This window comes from Mesorhizobium oxytropidicola, from assembly GCF_056174625.1.
The window spans coordinates 3392699-3416678 of the sequence record NZ_CM149692.1 but is presented as its reverse complement, the minus strand read 5'-3'; the positions used below and the strand labels follow the sequence as shown (position 1 = coordinate 3416678).

General features: G+C 63.9%; 20 protein-coding genes and 1 pseudogene. 4 read left to right on the top strand and 17 right to left on the bottom strand.

The features are described 5' to 3' along the window. The first annotated feature begins 134 nt into the window (after positions 1 to 134). Together AC0V8S_RS17100 and AC0V8S_RS17095 are read left to right on the top strand one after the other, a co-directional pair. Positions 135 to 1211 (top strand): VWA domain-containing protein, encoded by a 1077-nt coding sequence (locus AC0V8S_RS17100; protein WP_475438643.1) that lies wholly within the window; start codon positions 135 to 137, stop codon positions 1209 to 1211. Beyond that, on the top strand, positions 1211 to 2098 hold the full coding sequence (locus tag AC0V8S_RS17095) for an amidohydrolase family protein (protein WP_475438642.1): 888 nt from the start codon (positions 1211 to 1213) through the stop codon (positions 2096 to 2098). The genes AC0V8S_RS17100 and AC0V8S_RS17095 overlap by 1 nt, the downstream gene beginning before the upstream one ends. Before the next feature lie 176 nt (positions 2099 to 2274). Here the strand turns inward: AC0V8S_RS17095 and AC0V8S_RS17090 are convergent, their stop codons facing one another. The 12 genes and pseudogenes from AC0V8S_RS17090 to AC0V8S_RS17035 form a co-directional block, all read right to left on the bottom strand. Continuing rightward, entirely contained in the window at positions 2275 to 3540 is a 1266-nt protein-coding gene (locus tag AC0V8S_RS17090) for an ABC transporter substrate-binding protein (protein WP_475438461.1), read from the bottom strand. A 24-nt stretch (positions 3541 to 3564) separates the two neighbouring features. Beyond that, the gene (locus tag AC0V8S_RS17085; RefSeq protein WP_475438460.1) at positions 3565 to 4395 is read right to left on the bottom strand and encodes a carbohydrate ABC transporter permease; all 831 of its coding nucleotides are present in this window, start codon (positions 4393 to 4395) and stop codon (positions 3565 to 3567) included. Beyond that, positions 4392 to 5315: a carbohydrate ABC transporter permease gene (locus AC0V8S_RS17080; protein ID WP_475438459.1), complete on the bottom strand. Its 924-nt coding sequence runs from the start codon at positions 5313 to 5315 to the stop codon at positions 4392 to 4394. Before AC0V8S_RS17080 ends, AC0V8S_RS17085 begins: the two co-directional genes overlap by 4 nt. After that, positions 5308 to 6459 (bottom strand): ABC transporter ATP-binding protein, encoded by a 1152-nt coding sequence (locus AC0V8S_RS17075; protein WP_475438458.1) that lies wholly within the window; start codon positions 6457 to 6459, stop codon positions 5308 to 5310. Before AC0V8S_RS17075 ends, AC0V8S_RS17080 begins: the two co-directional genes overlap by 8 nt. Further along, on the bottom strand, positions 6456 to 7292 hold the full coding sequence (locus tag AC0V8S_RS17070) for a metallophosphoesterase family protein (RefSeq protein WP_475438457.1): 837 nt from the start codon (positions 7290 to 7292) through the stop codon (positions 6456 to 6458). Before AC0V8S_RS17070 ends, AC0V8S_RS17075 begins: the two co-directional genes overlap by 4 nt. Before the next feature lie 246 nt (positions 7293 to 7538). Next, entirely contained in the window at positions 7539 to 7946 is a 408-nt protein-coding gene (locus AC0V8S_RS17065) for a carboxymuconolactone decarboxylase family protein (protein ID WP_475438456.1), read from the bottom strand. Between the two features lie 370 nt (positions 7947 to 8316). Beyond that, positions 8317 to 9812, bottom strand: a pseudogene (locus AC0V8S_RS17060) (sugar ABC transporter ATP-binding protein). Beyond that, entirely contained in the window at positions 9812 to 10861 is a 1050-nt protein-coding gene (locus tag AC0V8S_RS17055) for a hypothetical protein (RefSeq protein ID WP_475438455.1), read from the bottom strand. Before AC0V8S_RS17055 ends, AC0V8S_RS17060 begins: the two are co-directional and overlap by 1 nt. Beyond that, positions 10858 to 12981, bottom strand: coding sequence for an ABC transporter permease (locus AC0V8S_RS17050; RefSeq protein ID WP_475438454.1), 2124 nt, complete (start codon positions 12979 to 12981; stop codon positions 10858 to 10860). The genes AC0V8S_RS17055 and AC0V8S_RS17050 overlap by 4 nt, the downstream gene beginning before the upstream one ends. Before the next feature lie 75 nt (positions 12982 to 13056). Further along, the gene (locus tag AC0V8S_RS17045) at positions 13057 to 13782 is read right to left on the bottom strand and encodes a sugar ABC transporter substrate-binding protein (protein WP_475438453.1); all 726 of its coding nucleotides are present in this window, start codon (positions 13780 to 13782) and stop codon (positions 13057 to 13059) included. Positions 13783 to 14169: 387 nt separating this feature from the next. Then, positions 14170 to 15156, bottom strand: a complete 987-nt coding sequence (locus tag AC0V8S_RS17040) for an ABC transporter permease (RefSeq protein WP_475438452.1) — start codon at positions 15154 to 15156, stop codon at positions 14170 to 14172. A 271-nt stretch (positions 15157 to 15427) separates the two neighbouring features. Continuing rightward, positions 15428 to 16861: a DHA2 family efflux MFS transporter permease subunit gene (locus AC0V8S_RS17035; protein ID WP_475438451.1), complete on the bottom strand. Its 1434-nt coding sequence runs from the start codon at positions 16859 to 16861 to the stop codon at positions 15428 to 15430. A 120-nt stretch (positions 16862 to 16981) separates the two neighbouring features. Here AC0V8S_RS17035 and AC0V8S_RS17030 point away from each other — a divergent pair, with 120 nt between their 5' ends. Together AC0V8S_RS17030 and AC0V8S_RS17025 are read left to right on the top strand one after the other, a co-directional pair. Further along, positions 16982 to 17983, top strand: a complete 1002-nt coding sequence (locus AC0V8S_RS17030; protein ID WP_475438450.1) for an ornithine cyclodeaminase family protein — start codon at positions 16982 to 16984, stop codon at positions 17981 to 17983. Next, entirely contained in the window at positions 17980 to 19488 is a 1509-nt protein-coding gene (locus tag AC0V8S_RS17025) for an HAL/PAL/TAL family ammonia-lyase (protein ID WP_475438449.1), read from the top strand. The genes AC0V8S_RS17030 and AC0V8S_RS17025 overlap by 4 nt, the downstream gene beginning before the upstream one ends. Here AC0V8S_RS17025 and AC0V8S_RS17020 read toward each other — a convergent pair whose 3' ends face one another. From AC0V8S_RS17020 to AC0V8S_RS17000, 5 genes are all read right to left on the bottom strand, one after another. Next, entirely contained in the window at positions 19489 to 20292 is an 804-nt protein-coding gene (locus AC0V8S_RS17020) for a 3-methyl-2-oxobutanoate hydroxymethyltransferase (protein ID WP_475438448.1), read from the bottom strand. It abuts the gene before it with no gap. A 40-nt stretch (positions 20293 to 20332) separates the two neighbouring features. Continuing rightward, complete coding sequence (locus AC0V8S_RS17015) at positions 20333 to 20644, bottom strand: MocE family 2Fe-2S type ferredoxin (protein ID WP_183461036.1); 312 nt, start codon at positions 20642 to 20644, stop codon at positions 20333 to 20335. Between the two features lie 14 nt (positions 20645 to 20658). Beyond that, positions 20659 to 21741, bottom strand: a complete 1083-nt coding sequence (locus AC0V8S_RS17010; RefSeq protein ID WP_475438641.1) for a fatty acid desaturase family protein — start codon at positions 21739 to 21741, stop codon at positions 20659 to 20661. A gap of 85 nt (positions 21742 to 21826) precedes the next feature. After that, positions 21827 to 23008, bottom strand: coding sequence for an aldose 1-epimerase family protein (locus tag AC0V8S_RS17005; RefSeq protein ID WP_475438447.1), 1182 nt, complete (start codon positions 23006 to 23008; stop codon positions 21827 to 21829). A gap of 57 nt (positions 23009 to 23065) precedes the next feature. Continuing rightward, on the bottom strand, positions 23066 to 23980 hold the full coding sequence (locus AC0V8S_RS17000) for a sugar phosphate isomerase/epimerase family protein (protein WP_475438446.1): 915 nt from the start codon (positions 23978 to 23980) through the stop codon (positions 23066 to 23068).

Sequence of the window (23980 nt, the reverse complement as noted above, 5' to 3'; positions counted from 1 at the left end):
CGGCGCTGCCCCTCACCTGCCTGCCGGCATCGGGGGTCGAGCCGCCTGTCTCGACCCGTCCTTCGGACCCCCGTAAACGGGGCGAGGAGAGCCTACCTCCGGCCGCCGCGCCCTTCCTCGGCTTCGCCCGGCGGCTGCGCCACCACGCCTTCGCTAGCGCACCCGAACAAGTTTCCAACTTCATGCAGGCGGTGACCTTGCTCGGCCCCCGCTCGATGGCCGACATCCGCGAAGCCGCACTTGCCACACTGGCACCACCTCCCGACCGCCGCGACGAATTCGAAGCGCATTTCCAGAGCCATTTCTTCGGCAACACTTCAGCCGTGGTCGAAGGCGACGCCGACGAGGAAACCCGCATCAAGGATGATGGCGGCGCCGACGACGAGCGGATCGAGGCCGAGCGCAGCCAGGAAGGCGGCGAGCTATCCTCCGCCCTGGAGCAATTGAGCACCCGTGATTTCCAGCGCGGGGACGACAGGCTGACAGCCTTTCGCCGAAAACTGTCCGCCGCCCTGCCCGCCCGTCGCTCCTTCCGCACCGTGCGCACCCATTCGCGTGGCAAGCTCGATTTACGCCGCTCGCTGCGCGAAATCGTCAGCGCCGATGGCGACATCCCCTCGCCGCTGCTCCGCCGTCGCCAGACCGTGCCACGCAAGCTGCTGCTCTTGATCGACGTCTCCGGCTCGATGAAGCTGCACACGGCGGACTATCTCAAGCTGGCGCATGCCGCCGTGCAAGGCGCGGACCGCGCCGAGATCTTCACCTTCGGCACGCGGCTGACCCGCATCACCCCGGCCTTTCGCATCCGCGACCGCGACCACGCGCTGGCCCGCGCGGCGGCGCAGGTCGACGACTGGGACGGCGGCACCCGCATGGGGCCGACGCTGCTCGCATTCCTCTCCGTACCGCGCTTTTCGTCCTTCGCGCGCGGTGCGGCAGTCGTCATCCTGTCGGATGCTCTGGAGCGCGGCGACCATGGCGAGTTGGAGACCGCGATACGCAGGCTGCGCGCCCGCGCGTTCCGGCTGTCGTTGGCAACACCTTTGGCCGGCGATCCGCGCTTCCGGCCAGCCACGGCGGCGCTTCGCGCCATCCTGCCTGACCTCGACGATCTCATCGACGGCTCTTCGCTGACCAGCCTCACCGATTTCATCCTGTCGCTCGCCCGCCCCGCCCCCACGGCATCGACAATCTGGAAAAGGGTATCGTGATGCAGAAAGCCATCGACGCACATTTCCACATCTGGCGCCAACGGGACCAGCCCTGGCTGGTCGGGCCGATGGTGCCGCGCATCTTCGGCCCCTACGAGCCGATCCGCCGCGACTACCCGATCGAAGAGTTTTTGGCCGACCAGAAAGGCGCCGGCGTCGAGAAGGCCGTCTATGTCCAGACCAACTGGGCGAAGGAGGATTTCGAGAAGGAAGTTGCCTTCCTGCAGAAGACGGCTGGCGAAACCGGCTGGCCGCACGCCATCGTCGGCTATGCCGACATGACGGTCGACGATGTCAGGCCGCAGATCGACCGGTTGATGAAATACAAGCTGCTGCGCGGCGTGCGCATGCAACTGCACTGGCACGAGACGCCGGCCTTCCGCTTTGCCGCCTCGGCCGACCAGGTCATCGACCCCAAGGTGCGCGCCAATGTGGCCAGACTGAAGGATTATGGCCTGTCCTTCGACCTGCAGCTCTTCCCCGCCCAGATGAAAGATGGGCTGACGCTGGTCGGTGAGAATCCGCAAACCAACTTCATCCTCACCCATGCCGGCATGCTGACTGGCATGGAACCGGAAACCACCGAAGCCTGGAAGGCTGGCCTGCGCACGCTGTCGGCAGCGCCGAATTTTTACGCCAAGCTCTCCGGTCTCGGCACCTTCGTCCACCGCAACGATCCGGCGCTGATCGCCTATATCGTCGACAATGCGATCGACATTCTGGGCTCTGGCCATCTGATGTTTGGCTCGAATTTCCCGATCGAGAAGCTGTGGACCAGCCACGCCGAACTGATCAAGGCGCACCGCAATGCGGTGGCAAAGCACGGCGCGGCCGCCGAGGCCGATATCTTCTGGAACACGGCGGAGCGGGTCTACAGGCCGATGTAGCGCTCTTTTCCCTTCTCCCCTTGTGGGAGAAGGTGGATCGGCGCGCAGCGCCGAGACGGTTGAGGGGTGTTCCAGCGGAGTGAGGCGTTGGTGCTTTCTGGAGCACCCCTCATCCGTCGCCTTCGGCGACACCTTCTCCCACAAGGGGAGAAGGGAAGACCCGCAATGAGACGCCGTTACTGCGTCGGCAGCATGCCCTCGACATCGCTTGCTGCGTCGGTGAGCGCTTCCTTGGGCGAGGCCGACTGGTCGACGATGCGCGACAGATTGTCGACGATCGTCTGCGTTACCTTGACACCGTTGGTGCCCGGGAAGGCATACCAAGGAACCATCAGCGGCATCTGGCTGAGCCCGGCCTGGAACAGTGGGTTCTTCTTGTAGAAATCGCCGAGATAGTCGGGAGATTTTGCCGCGAGCTCGTTGTTGGGAACATAGCCGGTGCCCGGCACGACGACGGAAGCGCCATAGGGACCGGCGGCGAATTTCGCGAACTTCCAGGCGGCTTCCTGCTTGGCCGTGTCCTTGGTCAGGATGACCACGGCATTGCCGCCGGTCGGCAGATGGCCATTGACCGGATCGATCAGCGGGATCTTGGCGGTGCGCAGCGTGAACTTGTCGCCGACATTCTTGATCGTGTTGACCAGCGCACCCGTGGTCTGGAATTCGAAGCCGACCTTGCCGGCCGCGAAAGCCTGCTCGCCCGCCGGCTTGGTGAAGACCGGCATGCCGCCCTCCTTCACCATCCGCTCGAGGATCTCGACCGCTTTCTCGCCTTCCGGTCCGTTGAAGGCGACCTTGCTTTCGTCCTCGTTCAGCATCTTGCCGCCGGCGCCGAACAAAAGCGCCGAGAACATCCAGTCGTCGCCCTGCCAGCGGAAGTCGATGCCGTCGACGCCGTTGCCGAGCGCCTTGATCTTGCCGCCGAGCGCGATGACCTCATCCCAGGTCTTGGGCGGATTGTCCGGGTCGCCGCCGGCCGCTTTCACCAGGTCGGCGTTGTAGTACATGATCGGGTTGGAGGTGGCGAAGGCGAGGCCAACCTGCTTGCCGTTGACCTGCGCCAGCTTCAGGATCGTGTCGGAGAAGCCGAGCTCCGCCATATTGCCTTCCTTCTTGACCAGCGGGCCGAGATCGACGGCAACGTCGCGCTCATTGAGCATGCGCAGGCGGTTGAGGCCGATGAAGGTGATGTCGGGCATCTCGTCGGTGCCGGCCTGGCGAAGAATGGTCTGGATGCCTTCTTCATAAGTCGCGGACGGGCTGGCGAACTGGATCTTGATGTCGGGATTTTCTTCCATGAACTTCTTCGAGATCGTGTCCATGACGTTCTTGAAGAAGCCGGGCATCGGGTAGTGAACCGTCAGCGTCGTCTCGGCATAGGCCGGGAGAGCCGTCGCCAGCGACACCGCCGCCGCAGCAAGAATCCTGGAAATATGCTTCATTGGTCGTGCTCCTTGTTGGTCCGGTCAGCCTTTGAGACCGGTCATGGTGATGCCCTCGACGAAGCGCTTCTGCGCGAGCAGAAAGGCGGCGACGAGAGGAAGGGTGATGATCAGCGTGGCGGCCATCAGCGCGCCGTAGTCGTCGCCCGCTTCGGCGGCCCGGAAATACATCAGGCCGAGCGGCGGCGTGGCGTAGGCCTGCTTGCTGACGACGATCAGCGGCCAGTAGAGGTCGTTCCAGTGCGCGACGACGGAAAAGATCGCGAAGGCGGTGACCGCCGGCCACGCATTGGGCACGATGACGCGGGCGATGATGCCGAGTTCCGACATGCCGTCGAGCCGTGCTGCGTACAGAAGGTCGTCGGGCATGGCGCGGAAGAACTGCAGGAACATGAAGATCGCGAACACCGATATGGTGAACGGCGCGACCAGCGAGGTGTAGCTGTTCAAGAGCGACATCCGGTCGAAGGCGACATAGAGCGGCAGCGCCGTCGCATGGATCGGCACCAGCAGGCCGAGCATGACCAGCACCATCATCAGCCGCGCGGCGCGGAATTTCAGCTTGGCCATCGCATAGGCGCAAGGGATGGCGACCACGACCTGGAAGAAGAAGATCAGGCCGCAGACGACGACGCCGTTCCACAGCAGCGTCGCCATCGGCACCTTGGCAAACGCCTTGGCGAAATTCTCGGCGAAGTAGAAATGCTGCGGTATAAGCGACAGCGACGAGGTGAAGATGTCGCTCTGCGTCTTGCCCGCCGTCGAGATCATGAAGATGTAGGGCGCAAGGATCATCAGCGCGCCGAGCGAAAGCAGCGCGAAGCGGATGATGCGGCCGGGCTGGATGCTGCTCATGTGTAGTGCACCCGCCGGTCGAGCACGCGGTATTGCAGGAGCATCAGCACCACCAGGATCGCCAGGAAGACGACCGTCATCGCCGAGGCGTAGCCGACGCGCAGATAGACGAAGCCCTCCTGGTAGATGGTGAAAAGCAGCACTTCGGACGCCTTGTTGGGGCCGCCATCGGTCAGCATCTTCACCGTTTCGAAAACCTTCACCGCATTGGTGATGCTGATGGTGACGACGAACAGCGTCGTCGGTCCGAGCATCGGCCAGGTGACCAGGAAGAATCGGTCGAGCGCCGATTTCGCGCCGTCGACATGCGCGGCGGCATAGAGCTCGCGCGGGATCCCCGTCAGCCCCGCCAGGAACAGCACCATGTTGAAGCCGACCGACTGCCAGATGCCGATGATCGACAGGCTGTAGAGCACGGTGTTCGACGCGCCGAGCCAGTTCGGGCCGGGAATGCCGGCGAGCGAAAGCAGCGCGTTGAGCGGCCCGATCGTCGGGTGGAAGATGTATTGCCAGACGGTCGCCATGGCGACGATCAGCGAAGCGACGGGCAGGAAATAGACGGTGCGGAAAAAACCGCGCGCCCGCCCCTCGCCTTCGATCAGCAGCGCAACCCCGAGGCCAAGCGCGATCGAGACCGGCGCGACGATCGCCGTATAGACTGATGTGTTCCACAGCGATCGGCGGAAGGTGCGGTCGTTCAGGAGATGCGCATAATTCTCGAAGCCGACGAAGCGAAACTTGCCGTAGCCGAGCTCGAAATCGGTGAAGCCGAGGAAGATGACGGCAGCCACCGGCAACAGCACGAACAGCAGCAACAGCACGATGGCCGGCGCCGCCAGCAGCCAGGCGGTGCGGTCTTCGCTGCGCGCACGAAGTGCTGCGGCGCTCGGGACATTGCCCGCCAGCGCGACGCTAGACATAGGCCGGCTCCTGCCGCGCGCCCGCCGCGATGCGCAGCCGCTTTCCCTCCGGCCCGAAGACCATCGCCTGCTCCTGCGCCAGAAGGATCCCCACCTTCATTCCCGCAATCAGGTCTCTTGCTTCATGCGGCACAAGCTTGGCGATGACGCTGTCGCCGGAGGCGTCGAGGCGGCAATGCGCAATGACTTCCGAGCCGAGGAATTCGAGCCGTTCGATCCGCCCGGCAAGGCCGCTCCGCCCGCTGGCGGACAGTTTGACGAATTCCGGCCGGATGCCGAGGCTGACCGGGCCGTTCGCCACTTTCTCCAGCAGGGCCAGCCGGATGCCTTCGAAGCCGACACGGCCGTTCTCGGCCTGCGCCGGAATGATGTTGATCCGCGGCTGGCCGACGAAACGCGCCACCTCGATATGGGCGGGATCGTTGTAGATCACCTCGGGCGCGGCGAGCTGCAGCAGATTGCCGCCGATCATCACCGCCACGCGGTCGGCCATCGACAGTGCCTCGGCCTGGTCATGCGTCACATAAAGTGTCGGCACGCCGGCGCGGCGATGCAGCTCGACGATCTCGCCGCGGGCATGGACGCGCAGATTGGCATCGAGGTTGGAGAGCGGCTCGTCCATGAGGAAGATGCTGGGGTGGCGCACCATGGCGCGGGCCAGCGCCACACGCTGGCGCTGGCCGCCAGACATCTGCCCCGGCTTGCGGTCGAGCAGATGGTCGATCTTGAGCAGACCCGCCATCTCGCGGACATCGCGCGTAATGCCGGTGCGGATCTCCCTCTGGCCGGGCAGCAAGGAGCCAACCAGCGGCAGGCGTTGCGACCGGCTCAGCCGCTTCATGGCAAGCGGCACGGCGATGTTCTGGCCGGCCGTCAGATGCGGGTAGAGCGCGTAGGACTGGAACACCATGGCGATGTTGCGATCGGCCGCGGCAACCGGCGACATGTCCCTGCCGCCGACGAAGATGTCGCCGCTGTCGGCATGGTCGAGCCCGGCCAGGATACGCAGCAAGGTGCTCTTGCCGCATCCGGAAGGGCCGACGAGCGCGATGAACTCGCCGGCTTCCACATCGAGGCTCACGCCATTCAGAATGGCGTTGCCGCCGAAGGATTTCTTCAGGCCGCGAAGCGACAGCGCGCTCATGACGCGACCCGCTTTCGAACCTTGTGCGCCTCGTGTGGATAAACCTCGGCCACCATATCATCGAGGACGTAGGCCATCATGCCGGAGATGGCGACGATCTCGCTGGCGACCGTGTCGCCGAATTGATGGACTACGGCGCCAAGCAGCCGCTCGCCCGGCATGTCGCGCTCCATCTCGCCGACCACGAAAGCCGCTGACGGGCCCCAGACCAGCGATGTGTTTTGGTATTTGCCTTGCCATGCCCGGTGCAGGTGGCCGCTTGCGAACAGCGCAACGTCGTGGGCGGCGATCAGATCGTAGAGGCGCTGGCGCTGCACCGGTCTGACGCTCCAGTAGCCGGTATCGCCCTCACCGGGTTCATCGATAAACAGCGGCTTGTGGGCGAAGAGCGCGACGCGCCGGCCGCCGCGGCTTTCCAGCACGGTCCGCAGCCAGTCGAACTGCGCCTCGTCCTCGGCATCGTCAAACCCCATCAGCAGGCTGTCGAGCCCGATGAGGCGCCAGCTTCCCGCATCCTCCATCCAGTAGTCAGCGCCAACCAACCGACGCCAGCGCTCGAGGCGTCCGGCATTGACCGGCTGCAGCGAACCCGGGAGATGGCCGACATCGTGATTGCCGGGCACCAGCAGCATCGGCGCGGAGATTTCCCGCATCAGATCCATGCAGAAGGCGATGTCGTCATCCTTGTCGGCACCATCGACGCTGAGATCGCCGGTGTGAATGACAAGGTCGGCGCCGCTCTGCTCGATCCAGGCGGCCAGCGGCGCCCAATTGCCGTTGAAGTGCGGCTTGGTCGGGCTGAAATGGGTGTCTGTGATCTGAACGATTTTCATGCAGGCTCCACCATGCGAGCCGCGCCCCCAGGCGAGCGGCATCGCATGGGGGCTTCCTTAGTGACGTTCCATGTCACTTCCTTAACAGCCGCCGGGATAAATTGTGCAATTGCGGGCAGCAGCCGGCGAAGGGTATCAGCCAAGATCGCCGCAGCGCGGAAATACAAGATATTTCAGATACTTGCTGTCGTTAGTCGGCGCATCGGCCGCGCTCACAATCCTGTGACACGCGGCAGGACGTTGGGCTCACTTCACCTCGAATTGCGGATCGACAGGAATCTGCATCGCCGTCACCAGATGGTTGGTCTGGCCGGCCAGCCCGATGATCGACACCAGCTCGCCATGCTGCGCGTCGGTCATGCCCTTGGCCCGGGCGGCGGCCGTATGCGAGTGGACACAGTAGGAACAGCCATTGGCTGTCGACACCGCGATGTAGATCATCTCCTTGGTCAGCGGATCGATGGCGCTATCGGCAACCATCACCGCCTTGAGCTGCTCCCACACCCGCTCCAGCGACGCCGGATCATTGGCCAGCCCACGCCAGAAATTGTTGACGAAATCGGATTTTCGCGTTGCCTTGATATCGTCGAACACGGCCTTCACCGCCGGGATTTTTTCGACCTCGGCATCGCTGAGGAGTCTTGTGGTGGCCATGGCGTTTTTCCTTTGTTGGATCAGTGATCAGGTCGTTGAATCAGGTCACGAGCAAAGATGGCTAATCGGTTTGTCCGATTCAGTTTTTTAGCGCGGGAAAGCACGCGACCGCGGAGGTTGGCCGAAGCACCTCAGCTTCGTCATTCTAGGGCGGAGCAAGGAGCGAAGCGACGCGGCGCAGACCCTAGAATCCATTCCGTGACCTTGGCCAAGGAATGCAGCGAGGCAGAATTCTGCACCGTGGCGGCGCATCCGAGTCCCGGCATGGATCCTCGGGTCTGCGCCGCGTCGCTGCGCTCCTTGCTCCGCCCGTGGATGACGAAGGGAGAGACGACTCCGCCAACTTTCGACGCACACACCAGCCAGAACCCTAATGCACCGCCGCGTACATGATCTTCTCCTCCGTCGCCTCCGCCGGCGAAAACTCTTCAACAATGCGGCCCTGCCGGCACACCAAAATCCGGTCCGACAGGTTCATGATCTCCGGCAGATAGGACGAGATGACGACGACGGCCAATCCCTCGTCGGCCAGCCGGTTGATGATGTGGTGGATTTCGGCGATGGCGCCGACATCGACGCCGCGCGTTGGCTCGTCGAAGATGACGATGCGCGGCTGCTGCACCAGCCCCTTGCCGATCACCACTTTCTGCTGATTGCCGCCGGAGAGCTCGACGACGCGGGCATTGTCGTTGATCGCCTTGATGTTCAGCGTCTTCGTCCATTCGGCTGACAGCGCGCGCATCTCCTGCTGGTTGATCACCCAAGCCTTTTCGCGGCCGGCTGCCAAGAGCCCGCCAAACAGGTTCTCGGCAATACCCATCGTCTCGAAAATGCCTTCGCTCTTGCGGTCCTCGGTGACGTAGACGATGCCGTCGGCCACCGCTTCGCTCGGCACGAGATAGCGCACCGGCTTGTCGTCCAGCTCGATCGCGCCACCGCGCAAAAAGTCGCGCTTGTAGATGCCCGACACGATCTTGAACGTCTCGGTGCGGCCGGAGCCGATCAGCCCGAACACACCGGTGATCTGGCCCTCGAAGATCGAGAAGGAATTGTTGCGCACGACATTGCTCATCGAAATGTCCTGCACCGACAGCACCTTCTTGCCGGCCTTGCGCAGCTTGGCTTCATCGCGCTGGCGATAGATCTGCCCGACAGTGTGCGCCCGACCATGGCGGCGACGATCTTGTCGCGGTCGAAGGCCGATGTGTCGTCGGTGATCACCAGTTCGCCATCGCGCAAAATGGTGATGCGGTCGGCAATGGCAAGCGCCTCTTCCAGCGCATGGCTGATGAAGACGATCGACACGCCGCTGGCCTTCAGCCGGCGGATCAGCGCGAAGAAGTGGCGCTTTTCCTCCGGCGTCAGTGTCGCCGTCGGCTCATCGAAGATGATGATCTCGGCATTGTGGTGCACCGCGCGCGCGATCTCGACCATCTGCCGCTTGGCCGCACCCAGCGTCGCCACCATCGCGTTGGGATCGACCGGGAAATTCAGCGACTGCAGGAATTGCTGTGCTGAAATATACGTGCCGCGCAGCCGGTTGAGGAATTTTTCAGTACCGAGATAGAGGTTCTGCGCCACCGTCATCGATGGCACCAGGCTGGTTTCCTGGAACACCATGGCAATGCCGGCTTCGAGCGCCGCATGCGGCGACGCGTAAGCGATCTCCCGGCCCTTGTGGAACATCTTGCCCGACGTGGCGTCGACGACGCCGGCGATGATCTTGGTCAGCGTCGACTTTCCGGCGCCATTCTCGCCGAGCAGCGCGTGGATCTCGCCCTTGCGCAATTCGAAGCTGACATTCTTCACCGCGGGCACGCCACGATAGTTTTTGATGACGTTTTCCAGTCGAACGATCGGTTCCATCAAAAACCTCCCGTATCGACGGCCAGCACACAGTCGCCGCCCCTGGAGGCGATGAACAACCGGTCGTCCTTTTCCGCCACGCTGCAGATGCCGTGGCGCGTGCCGTTGGCGCGGCTGTGCAGGCTGAACTGTGGCTGCATCTTTGCGTCGAGCCTGACCACCAATCCGTAGGACCGGCTCGGCGACCATGGCTTGTGGATGCCCATGGTGCGGATGCCGCCGCATTGCAGCGGCTCGAGGAAGCTGCGGTTGGAGGCCAGCGCCGGCGCGATCCAATAGGCCGGCGGCACCTGGTCGATCATGTCCTGCCGGTAGTGCGTTTCCTGCAGAACGAACTCGATCAGCCGGTTGCGCGGTGCAAACAGCGCCAGCCACGCCCCGCCATCGCCAGCCGGTGCAAGCCGCGCGGGATAGCCGGGCAGATGCGTCAGCACCGTCGAACGGCTGCCTGTCGTGCCGTCGAAACGGATGAGCTGGTGGCGCCAGCTTTCGCTGACGAGCACATCCCTGCCGACGGGATGGAGCCCATAGGGAAAAGCCAGATCGCCGGCCATTTTGCGGAACTCGCCGGCGGTCGCGTCCCGTTTCCAAAGCGAACCAGAGACGCCCTTCTTCATCAGATCGGCCGCCCATTGCGACGGCGTATGCTCGGCAGACCCGTTGGCCAGCCACAGCGTGCCGTCTTCCGCATAGGTGAGCGCGGTGATGCAGCTGATATCAGCCGGCAGCGAAACCTCCTTGCCTGATATCAGCAGCTTGCCGCTTTCCAGCCCAACCGTCAGCTCGCCCGACGGCGACAACGCCAGTGCCGTGATCAGAGACGGAAAGGTCTCGACAATCTTGGGCTCGGCTCCGGCGGCAAGCGAATAGACGGCGCTGCCACTGGAGACGAGCAACTCGTTCCCTGAAACAACCAGATTATCCGGCTCGATCAGCTCCACAAATGCCGGCGCATCATCGAGCCGCGTATTGGGCCGGAAGGCGCCGTCGAGCGGCGGGATGGTCACCGCCTTGCCGCGAAACATGTCCAGGATCGGATCGAGGATCATGATTTCGCTCCCCAATAGGAAGCCGGGCTGGTCCAGTTCGGGTCGGCGCCAGCGATCTTGTAGCGGCCGATGCGGTTGTTGAGGATGCCGCCGACGAACAGATATCCTTTGTGCTCGCGCATCGAGGTGACCATCGGATGCGCACCACCGGTGAGGTCGCCCATCGCCTCGACGATGCCGCCCTTCTCGGTAAATTTCACCACGCCGCCGGTGTTGATGTTGGGGAACAGCCATTCGTCCTGCGGCAGCCGGCGCGTCATGCGCTTGCGCATGTCGGGATGGCGCAGCGACAGGTTGAAGCTCGGCGTGCGCATGCCGAGCCACGCCATCCAGTAATTGCCGTCCGAAGCGCGGTTGATGTTGTCGGGATAGCCCGGCATGTCGCGGATGACGCATTCGGCGGTGCCAGCCTTCGGCCCTTCCAGCCAGTAGCGGTGCACGCGGCAGGCCCAGCTTTCGGCAAAGAACAGCGACTTGCCGTCATGCGCCATGCACACGCCGTTGGTGTAGCGGTAGCCGTCGAGCAGCGTCTTCGTCGAGCCATCCCTGGGGTCATAGACCAGCAGCCGGCCGGTGGCGCGGTTCTCGATCGAGTCCAGCGCCCAGTCGTGGGCGTCATAGCGCTTGGTGGAGTCGGTGAAATAGATGCGGCCGTCGGGTGCGATATCGCAGTCATTGGGATCGCGCAGCCGCGCATCGTCGACGATCGACGTCCAGGAGCGCGATGTCTCGGCCGACAGGCGCTTTACTTCCCGCTGCGGCGAGACGGAATAGAGCCCCATGGCGCCGACGCAGCTGATCAGATTGCCCGATTTGTCGAAGGCGAGCCCCAGCGGGAAGCCGCCAATATGGGCAAAGACTTCCGACTTGACGTAATCCGGCGCGAAGAAGCGGACGATCTCGCCATGGCGGGTGCCGCAATAGAGATGGTCGTCGCGGTCGAGGATGACGTCTTCCGGCCCTTCCAGCTCGCCGAGCCCGATATGGTCCGCCGCCGACAGCCGGTTGTCGAGTTCATAGGGTGTGCCGGAGCCCGGCACCGCCGACTGTGTCTCGCCCATTTTGAGATAGACCGGCGCGACATAGATTTCGTTCAGCACCTTGTGACGGTTCTTCAGCCAGCGGATGTCGATGGTCACCGCCACCGCCAGCATGATGCCGAGCACCATCTGGTTGGTGCCGGTGCCGTAGCCCAGCCGGATCAGCCCGTTGGTCATGGTCAGCACGATGATGGCGCCCATCAGCCCCTTGATCACCGAACCGCGGCCGCCGCCCAGGCTGACGCCGCCGACCACCGCCGCCGTCAGCGCCATGATTTCGAGGTTGAGGCCGGTGCCCGGCCCCGCCCCGCTCAGCCGGCATGCGATGAGGAAGCCGCCGATCGAGGCGCAGAAGCCGGAGAAGACATAGGTCATGAACACGGTGCGGCGCACGCGGATGCCGGCATTGTGCGCCGAGCGCCGGGAGCCTCCGACCGCCAGCACATGCCATCCCGGCCGCGAACGCGTCAGCGCGATATGGGTGACGATGGCGAGGATGATCGCCAGCCACACCGAGACGGACAGCCCCCAGAAGGTGCTGTCGCCGATGAAGTCGAGCACATCCGATGTGGCGGTCGAAAGCTGCACGTCGGCGGCATAGGTGGTGACCAGGATATCGAACAGCGCCCGTCCGAAGATGAAGGTGACCAGCGTGGTGAGAAAGGCGCGCAGGCGCAGGTACCCGACGAGGTAGCCGTTGATGGCGCCGAAGATCAGCCCGGTGGCGAGCGAGGCCGCCAGCGCCAGCCAGATCGACTGTTCGAGAATGAAGAAGACGTAGACGGCGGAAAAGCAGGACAGCGCGAAGATCGAGCCGACCGACAGATCGATGCCACCGCCCAGCATCACCACCGTCATGCCGGTGACGACCATCGAGAATTCGCCGAGCTGGCGGGTCGATTCCTGCAGCGCGTTCAGCTTGAAGAAGCCCGGAATGATCGAGCCGAACACGCTGAGCGTCGCCACCAGCGCCAGGAACGGAATGGCGTTGTCGGTCCAGCGCTTGGTCAGGATCTCGCCCACCAGGTGGTCGGGCACGAGATTGTAGCGCCAGGACTGGAGGCGTTCGCGAAAGGACATCAGGTCACTATTGCAAGAGAAAGAGGTGGCCGGGTAATCGGGCCACCTCGTTGATATCGATTGGCGAGGATCGGCTTACTTCGCCGCTGCTTCAGCCTGCAGCGCCTTCAGGTCCCAGCAAGTATCGGGCTTGAGGTCGGCCTTGGTCGTCGCCTTCTCCAGCGTGTAGATGTAGGTGTGCGAGGTGCCGGCTGGCTGGCCGCTCTGCAGCAGGAACTTGATGATGGCGTTCATGTCGCCCGACTGGCGAGCGAGATCGGTCATCACCACGGCGCCATAGGTGCCGTCCTGCAGCTTGTCGCAATCGGCCGCCTTCTCACCGCCGCCGGTGGTGACCAGGAACACCTTGCCGTCGAGCTTGGCGTCACGGATCGCGGCCGATGCGCCGGTGGCGTCACCATCCCAGAAGTCGATGATCGAGCAGATGTCCGGATTCTGCTGCAGCATCGTCGTCGTCACATTGCGCGAGGTCGTCGCATCCCAGTTGGAGTCGGGCTTGGCCACGACCTTGAAGTCGGGATGCTTGTCCAGCACCTTCATGATGCCGGCATATTGGTAGAGGCTGGAAGAATTCGCCTGGTCGCCCTGCACCAGTCCGATCTTCTTCGACGAGTTTTCGCCGCAACCCTTGATCGCCGCTTCGGCCTCGAGCTGGCCAAGCCGGTCCCAGTCGCTGCCGACAAAGGCGTCGGCCGGGAAGTTGGCCGGGTTGTCGACCAGCAACACATAGGTGCCGGCGGCCTGCGCCTTCTTCATCAGCTTGGAATAGGAGTTGAGGTCCGGCGCGTGGATGATCAGCACGTCGGGCCTGGTGTCCGAGGAGATCGCATCGGTGATCGCCTGAGCGCCGGCATCGACGACCCAGTTCGGGTCGCGAGTTCTCGAAGGTGCCGCCCCAGGCGTCGACTTCCTTCTTCAGGTAATGCGCCCAGCCCTGCGCCAGGTCGAAGCCCATCGCCAGCGGCACCAGCATGACGCGCTTGCCCTTGAGCGCCTGCGCATAGGCCGCCGGGCCCGGATCGTCAGCGGCGAAGGTCGGCGCCACGAAGGCGGTAACCGCGAGCGCCGTCGCGGCGGCCATAAGTGTCTTGATCAGTCTCATGTCACGTCCTCTGGTTCGGTTTTCATTGCCGGCCGATCGTCGCGATCGCGCCGGGTACCCCGAGCAGATGGGCTAGCCCATCTGCTCTAAATGTCGCCCTGCTGCGCGGTCTGTTCGTCGCGCGGATTGATGATGCCGTCGACGATGATGGCGCCGAGCAGGATCGCCGCCTTGATCAGGTTCTGGTAGAGCAGCGGAATGTCGATGATGGTCATGGCGTTGAGCAGGATGCCGATCAGCGCCGCCCCCACCAGCACATTGCGCACCCCACCCCTGCCGCCCGACAGGCCGATGCCGCCGATCACCGCCACCAGCACGATGTCGTAGAGCAGCGTCGAATTGACGATGCGGGTGTTGATCGAGTGCAGGCCGGCCGCCGTCAGCAGGCCGGCGATCAGCGCCACGAAGGCCGAAAGCACATAGCGCAGCACCAGCATCGGCCGCACCGGAATGCCGATGTTGCGGGCGGCGACCGGATTGTCGCCGGCGAAATAGATGTAGCGCCCCCATTTGGTGTAGCGCAGGAACAGGAAGAACAGGAAAGCCAGCCCGGCGAAGACGAAGACCTCGATCGGAATGTCGAGGAAGCGCAGGCCGCCGAGCAGTTCGACCCAATGTCCCTGCGGCACCGGCACGGCATCCTGCGTGATCAGTTGCGAGCGCACATAGCCGAAGACGAAGGAGCCGGTCGCCAGCGTCACGAAGATCGCCGGCACGTCGGCGTAGGCGACGAGAAAGCCATTGAGTAGCCCGATGGCGAGCACGCCGGCCAACACATAGGCGAAGGCCAGCCCGTCCGAGGTCCCGGTGTTGAGCAATTGCAGATACCAGGCGACCGACATCGCCATGATCGCCACAGCCGACAGGTCGATGCCGCGCCCGATGATGACGACCGCCATGCCGAGCGCCAATATGCCCAGCACCGACACGGATCTGACGATGGCGACGAGGTTGTTGGGGTCGATGAAGCCCGGCAGGCCTATGGCCGCGGCAACGAACAGCACCACCGCGATGGCAAAGACAATGCCTTCCTGATTCAGGCTCCTGAGATTTAGCCAGCCAATCGCGTTCATGTCTGCATTTGCCCCGATGGCAGCGCTGCCATCCCTCAAAGAAAGCTAATCGGCTCGGCGCCGGTTCGTCAAATGAATCCGCGTTCAGAACGCGGCCTTGTGCCAATATTCGCCGAGTGGACGCATCGATTGCCGAAAACTGGCGCAATGCCCGGAAACTCCTGCATTTTTGGCAATTGATTGCGCCAATGCCGCCAGCCGCGCAAGCGCCGCGTCGAGACGAAAGCACAGGGCGGAATTTATCTCCGCACCAGGCGAGAAAATCCGATTTTCAGTTCCCCGGCGCGTGGCCGGAAACCTCGGCACCGGCGCCGGCCGGCAGCACCAGAAAACGCAACGCCGCCACCAGCCCGATGGCGCCGATCACGAAAAAGGCGATTCGAAAATCGACGAGGTCGAGCGCCGGCTGCGCCCTGACTATCTGCGACAGGTTGAGGATCGCCGCAGCCACGGCAACGCCGAACAGCATCGCCACCTGCTGCAGCATCGACGACAGCGTCGCCGCCGAACTGCGCTGCGCCGCATCGATATCGGCGAAGGCCAGCGTGTTGAGCGCCGTGAACTGCATCGAGCGCGACAGGCCGGCGATCAGCATCAGCGCCACCACCAGCGCCTGCGGCGTCTGCGGCGAGATTGCCCCGCAAGCCATGATCGAGGCCGAGGCGATGATGCCGTTGACGACCATCACCGAGCGGAAACCGAAACGCCGCAGCGTTGGCGTCGTCACCGTCTTCATGCCGAGATTGCCGAGGAAATAGGCCAGGATCATCAAGCCGGCATCGACGGGCGAGAGGCCGAAGCCAACCTGGAACAAAAGCGGCAGCAGGAACGGCGTGGCGTTGATCGCCACCCGGAAGATGGTGCCGGCGGCCAGCGTCGAGATGGCGAAGGTCAGCACCTTGAACGAGGAAAGGTCGAGCAGCGGATGCGGCGCGCGCCGGAGATGCCGCACCGCCAGCCAGCCGATGACGATGCCTGCCGCGATCAGCAGCACCGTCTGCAGCAAGCCATCCTCCGGGTGTGCGATGCGCTCGAGGCCGTAGAGCAGGCAAGCGAGCCCGAGTGAGGTCAGGAAAAATCCCGGCCAGTCCAACGGCTTGGGATCGGCCTCGCGGTCGCCGGGGATGAAGCGGGCGACCAGCGCCAGCCCGATCAGCCCAAGCGGGATGTTGATGAAGAAATTCCAGTGCCAGGACAGGTAGGTGGTGATGAAACCGCCGAGCACCGGCCCGACCACCGGCGCGAACAGCGCCGGCCAGGTGATCAGTGCGGTGGCGTTAAGCAGCTCGGATTTCGAGGCGTTGCGCAGGACGAGAATACGCCCGACCGGCGTCATCAGCGCGCTGCCCAGCCCCTGCACGGCGCGTGCGGCGACGAATTCAGTCAGGTTTTCCGAGAAACCGCAGGCGAGCGAGGCCAGCGTGAACAGCGCGATCGCCGCGAGAAAGATGTTGCGCGCGCCAAAGCGGTCGGCGAGCCAGCCCGACAGCGGCACGAACACCGCCATGGTCAGCATGTAGACGGTGATGCCGATGCTCATAGCCACCGCCGGCACGCCGAAGGACTGGCCCATCTGCGGCAGCGAGGTCGAGATGATCGTCGAATCCAGCAGCTGCATGAAGAAGGCGATGGCCACGATCAGCGCCACGCGCCGCGCATTGGTGGCCGTTTCGGGTAAGGCTTCGGTGTCGGGAATGGCAGTCATGTCGGTCCGGTTTGAACAGCATTTAGCCGGCAGCGTCCAGACACAGCGCAACAAACTTTCGTGTCGCGTCGTGGCCTGCTATGGGATGCACGGGGCGACCGAGGAAAGTGCGCGCATAAAATGAAGCCCATTTATATCGACTATCTCAATGCCCTCGACATCGAAGCGCTAGATATGACCGATGGCGAAATCATCGCCGCCGTCGAGGCGGGCCTCGTCGCCCAGGGCAAGGGCCAGACGGTAATCGAGCCGCGCGTACACCTCGAACCGGACCCATCCTTCCACGGCCATTTCAACGTGCTGCGCGGCTACGTGGCGCCGCTCGACACGGCGGGCGTGAAGATCGTCGGCGACTATGTCGACAATTATCTGCACGGCCTGCCCTCGGAATTCGGTATCCTCAACCTGTTCGATCCGCGCACCGGCACGCCGCGCGCCATCCTCGACGCCACCGTCATCACCGACATGCGCACCGGTGCCGTCACCGCCATCGGCGCCAAGCACCTAGCGCGCAGGAACTCCAAGGTGCTCGCCCATATCGGCGCGCGCGGCACCGCCTACTGGAACGTGCGACTGCTCGACCATCTCTTCGATTTCGACGAAATCCGCGTCCATTCGCGCCGCCCGGAAAGCCGTGACGGCTTTGCCGCCAAACTCTCCGCCGATCTCGGCAAGACAGTCACGGCGGTCGCCGACTGGGAGAGTTGCATCAAGGGCGCCGACATCGTCGTCGAGGCCTCGCGGCTGCCGGAGCCGCAGCCGCTACTCAAGACCGAATGGATCAAGCCCGGCGCTCTGGTCGTGCCCTATGGCACGATGAGCGCGGTCGAGCTGTCGCTGACCGACATCATGCAGAAGATGGTCGTCGACGACTGGGGCCAGTGCAAGGGCGGCAAGTTCGGCTCGCTGCGCGCGCATGTCGAGACCGGGCGGCTGAGCGAAGAGACGCTGCATGCCGAACTCGGCCAGATTGCCGCCGGCCTCAAGCCGGGACGGCAGAGCGACGACGAGACCATCCTGTTCTGGCATCGCGGCCTGTCGCTCTCCGACATTGCGCTGGGCACGGCGATGCTGGCCATGGCAGGGGAAAAGGGTATCGGCCAGAGGCTGCGTTTCGCATGAGCGCGCTCGTCCTCACCGGAGCCGGTGTCGGCACTGGCGATGTCGCCGCCGTCGCCCGCGAAACGCGCAAGGTGGAGATCGGACCCGAAATCATCGCCAGGCTGGAGAAGGCGCGAAAAGTGCTCGACCAAGCCGCCGCCTCCGGCCAGCAGATCTATGGCCTGAACACCGGGCTCGGCGCCAATCTTGGCACCTCCGTCGAAGGCGACGCCAGCGCCTTCCAGCGTCAGTTGCTGGAGGGCCGCAGCGGCGCGGTCGGCGAAACCCTGCCGGTCGAGACCGTGCGGGCCACCATGGTCGCCCGCGCCTCGATGCTGTCGGCCGGCGGCTCCGGCCTGTCGCCCGCCGTGTTCGTCGCGCTGGTCGATGCGCTCAATGCCGGCGTCCATCCGGTGATGCCGTCGCTCGGCTCGATTGGCGCCGGCGACCTCGTGCTGATGACAGCACTTGCCCGCCTGCTGATTGGCGAAGGCGAAGCCGAGTACCAGGGCCGCCGCATGCCGGCGGCCAAGGCGCTGATGATGGCCCGCCTCGCCCCGATCAGCCTGGCGCCGAAAGATGGACTGTCGCTGATCAACGCCTCGGCGGTCTCCGCCGGCAGCGGTGCCCTCGCGATAACGGATACGCTGTCGGCGCTGGCCCAGCAGCAGCAGGCCGGCGCGCTGACCATGGAAGGATTTGGCGCCAACCGCACCATCCTCGATCCGCGCCTGCAGATGGCGCGGCCGGCCGCCGGACAGCAGGAGGCGGCGAAAGCCCTACACGACCTTCTCGCCCGCGACGAGATGCCGGCGCCCACCACCTTGCAAGACCCGTTGTCGATCCGCTGCATGCCGTCGATCCATGGCGCGCTGATCGAGGCGATCGGCCAGGCAAAACGCGCCGTCGAGATCGAACTCAACGCCGCCGCCGACAACCCGCTGGTGCTGGGCGATGACGAACTGGTGATGTCGACCGGCAATTTCCATACGGCGTCGCTCTCGCTGGCTTTCGAAACACTCAGCCTGGCGATCGCGCAATGTGCCGCCGCGAGCGTCGCCCGCTTCATCCAGCTCACCGGTTCGGGCCGCAACGGCCTGACCAAATACCTGTCGCCCATCGGTGGCGCGTCGGCCGGTTTCGTGCCGCTGCAGAAGACGGCGACATCAATTCTGGCCGCCATCCGCCACAAGGCCAATCCGGTGATGCTCGACTTCCTGCCCGTTTCGGAAGGCGTCGAGGACCACGCGACCCAGTCGCTGCTCGCTGTTTCGAAATGCGCCGGGATGATCGCGCTGTGGCGACGGCTGATCGCCTTTGAATTGATGGCCGCCGCCCAGGCCGTCGACCTGCGTGAAGGGTTGACGCTCGCACCACGCACCGGCGCGATCTATGCGGCGGTGCGCGCGCATGTATCGATGCTGAAGGACGACCGGCCGCTGGGGGCCGACGCCGAGGTGCTCCACGCCATGCTTGCCAATGGAGCGTGGCGAGGCACTGCGACAGTCGGCAAAGAAGCCGAATAATCAGCTCTTTGCGTCTACCCTTTTCATGAACAGGCTGAGCTCGGCCGGATCCATGTGCACGATGTGCCTGTCCTCGGGATAGGCGCCGCTGTTGACGTCGGCGACATATTCCGAGAAGGCCGCCACCCGCTCCGCCTGCAGCCGGTCATACTCGGCGGCGAAATTGCGGTAGACCTTGGAGTGGCGCGGCATGTGGCCCCGGTTCTGGCCAAGGATGTCGTCGGCGAACAGATATTGCGCGTCGCAGCCGGTGCCCGCCCCCATCGACAGCATGATCAGCGAGGTGCGTTCCGAGATCGCCTTGGCCACCTCGACCGGCACCACTTCGATCTCGGCGCCGATGGCGCCGGCGGCCTCCAGCTGCTTCACCGCCTCGAACACCTGGAGGGCTGTGTCGGCGGTCTTGCCGACCGCCTTGAAGCCGCCGGTCCAGGTGGCGCGGGACGGAATGAGGCCGACATGGCCGATGACGGGGATGGCGTCTTCGGCCATACGCTTGATCGTGGCATAGCCGGCGCTGCAATAGACCGCGTCGGCGCTCGCCTTGTAGAGCCGGAAGGCCCAGCGCACGAAATCATCCGCCGTGCCGATCTCGAAGAAGTTTTCGCCCGGCATTGTGAAAAGGCTGGGCGCCGCATCGCGGTACTGCGGGTTGAGCACAAGTTCGGGCGGCACTGAGACTATGTCGACCCCTGCCCGTTCGGCGGCCTCCGCCTCGTCCAGGTTGAGCACGCGCAGCATGGTCAGCTGGCGCTTGCCCTTCATCGCGCGCAGATCGGCGACGGTCGGTCTCTTTCGGCTCATCAAAACGTCCCCTCTGTGATGCTGGATCGAGTTCCACGCGTCAAATCTGGATCATCACCTTACCGGCCTCGATCTTCACCGGATAGGTCGCGAGATTGACGCAGACCGGCGCGCCCTTGGCTTGGCCAGTCTTGTAGTTGAAGCGGCCATTGTGTTTCGGACATTCGATGATGTCGTCCATCACCAGCCCGTCGGCCAGATGCGCCTTCTCGTGCGTGCAATAGCCGTCGGTGGCGAAGAACTCGTCATCCGGCGAGCGGTAGACCGCGAAGGTGCGGCCGCCATGATCGAAGCGGATGACGTCCTCTGCCTCGACGTCGTCCACCGTGCACGCTTCAACCCAATCGGCCATCCCGGTCTCCTCAGCTATTCAGCCGCCGCCGACATATCGACCTCGTGGAACTCGCCGCGATAGGGCCTGGCCGTCGGCGGCAGTTCGCGCTTGAGATAGAAATCCTCGTATTTCAGCTGCCGCAGCAGCACCGGCCAGACCTCGCGATAGGCATGCCACATTGACGGGTTCGGCTCGGGCAGGTCATGCTTGATCAGTTCGTGCAGCCTGGGCAGCGCGTGATACGGCACCATCGGAAACATATGATGTTCGACATGGTAGTTCATGTTCCAATAGATGAACCGGCTGATCGGGTTCATGTAGACGGTACGGGTGTTGAGCCGGTGATCGATCACATTGTCGGCGAGCCCGATATGCTGCAGCAGGCCGGTCGTCACCATGTGCCAGGTGCCGTAGAGGCGCGGCAGGCCGATCAGCACCAGCGGGATCCATGACCCCAGCGCGATCGCAAGGGCGATCGTCGCGACATAGATGGCGACGTGCCAGCGGGCGAAGACCATCGCCTTGTGCTGTTCCATCTCCGGGATGTAGCTCTTCTCTTCGTCCGACAGCGTGCCGAAGGCCTGGCGCACCAGCGTCGGCAGCGAATAGCGGAAATCGAGAATACCGGTGAAGGCCAGTCCCGCCTTCAACAGGTCGGGCGGACGCATGACGGCGATCTCGGCGTCGCGGCCGACGATGATGGTGTCGGTGTGGTGACGGGCATGGCTCCAGCGCCATTGCACGGGATTGCGCATCAGCATGAAGGACGCGATGTGGTAGACGACATCGTTCATCCAGCGCGTGCGGAAGGCCGTGCCGTGGCCGCATTCATGCCAGCGCGAGTCGCTTGACGAGCCGTAGAGCACGCCATAGACGAACAGGAACGGCAGCACCCACCACGTGCCCCAGAACCAGACGATGCCGGCGGCCGAACCCACGATGACAGCGAGCCAGATGATGGTGTCGCGGATCGCCGGGCCGTCCGAGCGCTGCATAAGCTCCTTCATCGCCTTGCGCGGCACGTCGGTGTGATACCACTGGGCCGAGGCAAGTCCGGTCTCGATCGCGGCCCGCGTGCTTTCGCCGACCAGGCTGTAATCGCGCTTTTTTGCCATCGTCGTCACATCGACCTCCAATCGTCATGCACCGCTGGCAATCCGGTTCGCCGGCCGGAGGGCTTGCCTTGGATAAATGTGTCACTCATGCCCTGCCCGCCAGTCTTGGAAAGGTGCCGGAAGGCCTGGGATAGTCCTGCTCGGGCTGGCGGGCGATGGCCGCGATCCTGCCTTCGGCCGCGGCAATCTCACCAGCACCGTCGAGCACCCGGAACACCGCATCGTAGGACCGGGCTTCGCCATGCTCCAGCCAGATCATCTCGCCGCGTTCGCGCGCGGCGAGATCGCCGAGCACATGATGGGTCGAGGGTTCTATGCCCAGCGCATACTGCCCGGCCTGGAAATTCTGCCATTGATAGGCGCAAGGCAGTTGGTCCTTGCGCGTCACCACTTCGAAGCCAAGGCCGAGCCGGTCGTTGACCACCGCCACCGGCACTTGGCCCTTTGCATCGGCGCCCATCTCATGCTGCCAGACCTGCTCGCTGAACCCCATTTGCGGCGCCGGTGCCGTGCGGTAGCCGACCTTCTGTGCCTCGTAGCGCTCGCCGGCATGGCCGGCCCACACCACGTCGCGGATCGGCGCCAGATAGCGCGAGCCCGCGTCGAGCAAGGGATGGCTGACATTGACGTGATAGAAATACATATGCGGCGTGCGGTTGAAGCCGTGATTGACGACACGGTCGGACAGCCGGATCTCATTGCCGCCGACATCGGCCTCGATGCGGCGGATGAGATGCAGATCCTCTCCGAACACCGCCGACTGCTGGACGATGCCCTCGGCCCACAGCACGCAGCGGTCGCCATCCCAGCGCTCGCCATAGCCGGTCAGCCGCGCCGGGATCGTGCCGACGCGTCCGTGCAGCGCATGGGTGACGGTCTTCTTGCCTGGATAGTTGTAGTTTTCTGCCGGCACGTCTTCGCGGCCCAATATGTGGTCGAGGCCGCAGGTGACGAGCAGGCCGGAAAAGGAGCGTGCCCAGGCGAGACCGCTCTCCCCCTCATAATCGTGCAGGCCGGGATGGCGAAAGCCGCTCGGCGAATGCCAGCCGATCGCCTGGCCCTTGAAGTCACAGTCCGAGATATCGAGCGCCCGGTCGACCAGCGCGGTGAAGCGCAGGCCCGAGCCGGTGCGGAACTCCAGCATGCGGATGCCGCGCTCGATGCCGTCGCCAAGCGTCATCAGCCGCACGCCGGCGAATTGCGACAGCATGCCGGACCGCTCCGCCACTTGCCGTCGCGACAGCGTCTTGCCGTAAAGCTCTACCATGTCACGACTGCTTCATTCGCTGCACTGTCATCCTTCGACCGGCGGCGCGAACGGCCTTCACAGGCCGTTGGCACGGAACTTTCCGTCGAGGAATGTCTTGGCGCGTGGCACGTCGTCCTCCGACAGATGCTCGATGATGACCTGGATGTTCGGATGCTTCTCAGCCAGTCGCTTGAGATAGAGGTCGTAGTTCAGCGAGCCGAGGCCCGGCGCCGGCAGTTCGATCTCACCAACGCCGCGGAAGGTGTGGCTTTCCATCGCATCGGCGTCGCCGATATCGGCGTGCTTCTCCGACTTGTCGTCGCCCGAGCGTTTGACGTCCTTGGCGTGAGCGATCTTGATTTTGTCGGTCAACGTGTCGAACACCTGGTTGAGGATCTGGTCCATCTTGTCGATGTTGTGCGTCTCGAAATAATTGGTCGGGTCCATCAGCAGGCCAAGGCCGGGATGGTCGACCTGCGCGAACATCTTCACCGTCTCCTCGACCGAGCCGACGACGTTGTTGACATAGGTTTCGAGCAGGAAGACCGCGCCGTGGTCATAGGCCGTTTGCGCGAGGTCAGCGATCACCTTGCGGCATTCCTCAAAACCTTCCTCGGTCTTGTTCTTGGGGTGATGCACCCAGTCGGATTCGGTGTTGTAGGTGCCGGTCTCCGAGATCACGTAAGGCGAGCCGAAATGGCGGGCGTTGCGGATGATCTCCTTGAGATAGCCGACGCGCTTGTCGCGCTCGGCCTTGTCGGGATGGATGATGTTGGTGTAGCCCGACACGCAGCAGACCGGCAGATTGTGGTCACGGAAGACGTCGCGGACCTTCTTCGCCTTGTCCTTGGTAATCTGCCCGGCCGACAGGTCGACATCCCTAAAATGCAGGTCGAGCTGCACCGTGTTGAAACCGAGACCGCGGATCTTCTTCGCCGTCTCTTCGAGGCCGTACGGGAAATAGCCCGTGAAAATGCCTGCCTGCATCAT

Excerpts from the sequence above, each read along its gene's own strand:
- AC0V8S_RS17030 (WP_475438450.1), top strand. The coding sequence starts at position 16,982 with ATGAAGCCCATTTATATCGACTATCTCAATGCCCTCGACATCGAAGCG.
- AC0V8S_RS17075 (WP_475438458.1), bottom strand. The coding sequence starts at position 6,459 with ATGAGCGCGCTGTCGCTTCGCGGCCTGAAGAAATCCTTCGGCGGCAAC.
- AC0V8S_RS17035 (WP_475438451.1), bottom strand. The coding sequence starts at position 16,861 with ATGACTGCCATTCCCGACACCGAAGCCTTACCCGAAACGGCCACCAAT.
- AC0V8S_RS17055 (WP_475438455.1), bottom strand. The coding sequence starts at position 10,861 with ATGATCCTCGATCCGATCCTGGACATGTTTCGCGGCAAGGCGGTGACC.
- AC0V8S_RS17010 (WP_475438641.1), bottom strand. The coding sequence starts at position 21,741 with ATGGCAAAAAAGCGCGATTACAGCCTGGTCGGCGAAAGCACGCGGGCC.
- AC0V8S_RS17065 (WP_475438456.1), bottom strand. The coding sequence starts at position 7,946 with ATGGCCACCACAAGACTCCTCAGCGATGCCGAGGTCGAAAAAATCCCG.
- AC0V8S_RS17040 (WP_475438452.1), bottom strand. The coding sequence starts at position 15,156 with ATGAACGCGATTGGCTGGCTAAATCTCAGGAGCCTGAATCAGGAAGGC.
- AC0V8S_RS17090 (WP_475438461.1), bottom strand. The coding sequence starts at position 3,540 with ATGAAGCATATTTCCAGGATTCTTGCTGCGGCGGCGGTGTCGCTGGCG.
- AC0V8S_RS17070 (WP_475438457.1), bottom strand. The coding sequence starts at position 7,292 with ATGAAAATCGTTCAGATCACAGACACCCATTTCAGCCCGACCAAGCCG.
- AC0V8S_RS17015 (WP_183461036.1), bottom strand. The coding sequence starts at position 20,644 with ATGGCCGATTGGGTTGAAGCGTGCACGGTGGACGACGTCGAGGCAGAG.
- AC0V8S_RS17005 (WP_475438447.1), bottom strand. The coding sequence starts at position 23,008 with ATGGTAGAGCTTTACGGCAAGACGCTGTCGCGACGGCAAGTGGCGGAG.
- AC0V8S_RS17095 (WP_475438642.1), top strand. The coding sequence starts at position 1,211 with ATGCAGAAAGCCATCGACGCACATTTCCACATCTGGCGCCAACGGGAC.
- AC0V8S_RS17025 (WP_475438449.1), top strand. The coding sequence starts at position 17,980 with ATGAGCGCGCTCGTCCTCACCGGAGCCGGTGTCGGCACTGGCGATGTC.
- AC0V8S_RS17020 (WP_475438448.1), bottom strand. The coding sequence starts at position 20,292 with ATGAGCCGAAAGAGACCGACCGTCGCCGATCTGCGCGCGATGAAGGGC.
- AC0V8S_RS17000 (WP_475438446.1), bottom strand. The coding sequence starts at position 23,980 with ATGATGCAGGCAGGCATTTTCACGGGCTATTTCCCGTACGGCCTCGAA.
- AC0V8S_RS17085 (WP_475438460.1), bottom strand. The coding sequence starts at position 4,395 with ATGAGCAGCATCCAGCCCGGCCGCATCATCCGCTTCGCGCTGCTTTCG.
- AC0V8S_RS17050 (WP_475438454.1), bottom strand. The coding sequence starts at position 12,981 with ATGTCCTTTCGCGAACGCCTCCAGTCCTGGCGCTACAATCTCGTGCCC.
- AC0V8S_RS17080 (WP_475438459.1), bottom strand. The coding sequence starts at position 5,315 with ATGTCTAGCGTCGCGCTGGCGGGCAATGTCCCGAGCGCCGCAGCACTT.